General features: G+C 59.3%; 1 protein-coding gene. It reads right to left on the bottom strand.

Translation table 11 applies throughout. The features are described from left to right. Nucleotide 1: 1 nt before the first annotated feature. Nucleotides 2-1,243 carry an arginine deiminase gene (arcA, locus tag ACT84W_RS10230; protein WP_099431519.1) on the bottom strand — a complete coding sequence of 414 codons (1,242 nt, stop codon included), beginning with the start codon at nucleotides 1,241-1,243 and terminating at the stop codon, nucleotides 2-4. Nucleotides 1,244-1,766: the final 523 nt, after the last annotated feature.

The following is a 1,766-nucleotide window of genomic DNA, read 5'->3' as shown; positions in this document are numbered from 1 at the left end:
CTTAGAGGTCCTCGCGCCAGAAGGGCATGCTCATGCAGCGCGGGCCGCCGCGGCCGCGGGAGAGCTCGGCGGAGGGCACGACGAGAAGGTCCAGGCCCTCCTTGTACAGCACGTCGTTGGTGACGGTGTTGCGGGCGTAGACGCAGATCTTGCCGGGCTCGACGCACAGGGTGTTGGAGCCGTCGTTCCACTGCTCGCGGGAGGCCGCGATCGGGTCGCCGCCGCCGCAGGGGATCAGCTTGACCTGGTCGACGCCGGTGGCGTCCTCCAGGACGTGCTCGAGGGTGTCCTCGATCAGGCGGATGTTCACGTCGCCCGGGTTCTTGCCGGCGGTCAGCTCGTAGACGCGCAGGGTGCCCATGATGGCGGGGTGGATCGTGAACTTATCGACGTCGATCTGGGTGAAGACCGTGTCGAGGTGCATGAAGGCGCGCGAGACCGGGATGTCGAAGGCCAGGATGCGCTCGACCTTGGAGTCGGAGTTCCAGAAGATGTTCTGGGCCATGACGTCGATAGCGGCGGCCTGGGTGCGCTGGGAGATGCCGACGGCGAGGGTCTTCTCGTTGATGTTCAGCACGTCGCCGCCCTCGGTGTGGAACTGGCAGTCGCGGCGGAAGTACAGCGAGACGTCCTTGTAGTCGGGGTGGTACTTGAAGACGTACTTGCCGTACAGGGTCTCGCGGTTGCGGGTGACCGAGTACATGCGGTTGAGGTTGACGCCCTCGCCGACGACCGCGAACGGGTCGCGGGTGAAGTAGAGGTTGGGCATCGGGTCGATGATCAGGTCGGACTCGGACTCGGAGTTGACCAGGGAGTCGAGGGTCGTGGACGCCGTGAGGGGCATGTCGATCTCGGCCTTGGTCATGCCGGCCATGGTCTTCTTGACGAACTCGAGGTTGTCCTCGATGGAGTCCAGCTTCTCGCGGACGATCTGCGGCATGTGCTGGCCGCGGATGCCTGCCTCGGCGATGTACTGGTCGGTGAACTCGGCGCGGGCGCCGGGGACCTGGTCGAACACCTCGGCGACGAGGTTCTCGAGATAGAGGACCTCCACGCCCTGGTCCCTCAGGATCTGGGCGAAGGTGTCGTGCTCCTGCTGCGCGACCTCCAGGAACGGGACGTCGTCGAACAGGAGTCGCTCGAGCTCGTCGGGCGGCAGGTTGAGGAGCTCGTCGCCGGGACGGTGCAGGCAGACCTTCCTGAGCTTGCCGATCTCGGAAGGCACGTGCAGACCTTTCGTCATGGCCTCCTACCTTTCTTTCGGGCCTTACTGGCCGAATGTATCAGCGCCCCTCCGTATGGGACGCTGCTTGCTGACAGCTCTAGTTATATCCAAAAACCACCCGCAATTCCACCTCGCCCCCGAACGGTCAACAAAGTGCGATGAACGGTATATCGCATGTGATTCCCCCATGATGTACTTCGGCGTTCTAAAGTAACTTTTCTAAGGTAAACGCTCTTTTTTCTCAAAATTCATTTGCAATTACAACTCCAATTTTTCGATTAGGAATTGCATAGCTAAAACGGTTTTATGTATATAAATGACGCTTGTTCGTGTTTCTGTCTGTATTCGATGATATTCAGCTATCTATCATTCTTATTCACACTTTCGCACCAGTTGAGTGAGGATATAGACCGCTTGCAGACGGGCAGGGCGTCAGTCCTATGACTTGTCAGCGTAAGAAGTAGGTAAAGATACCGTTCACGCGATACGTCCGTGCCACCGGTCGACTAAATTGAGACAATAGTGAATTAGAGTTAGGCTA

The sequence above is a fragment of the Paratractidigestivibacter sp. genome, assembly GCF_052362415.1.
GTDB lineage: Bacteria > Actinomycetota > Coriobacteriia > Coriobacteriales > Atopobiaceae > Paratractidigestivibacter.
This window is presented reverse-complemented; position numbering and strand designations above follow the sequence as displayed.

Bases quoted from the DNA above. Each gene is read 5' to 3' on its own strand.
- arcA (WP_099431519.1), bottom strand. From the start codon at position 1,243: ATGACGAAAGGTCTGCACGTGCCTTCCGAGATCGGCAAGCTCAGGAAG.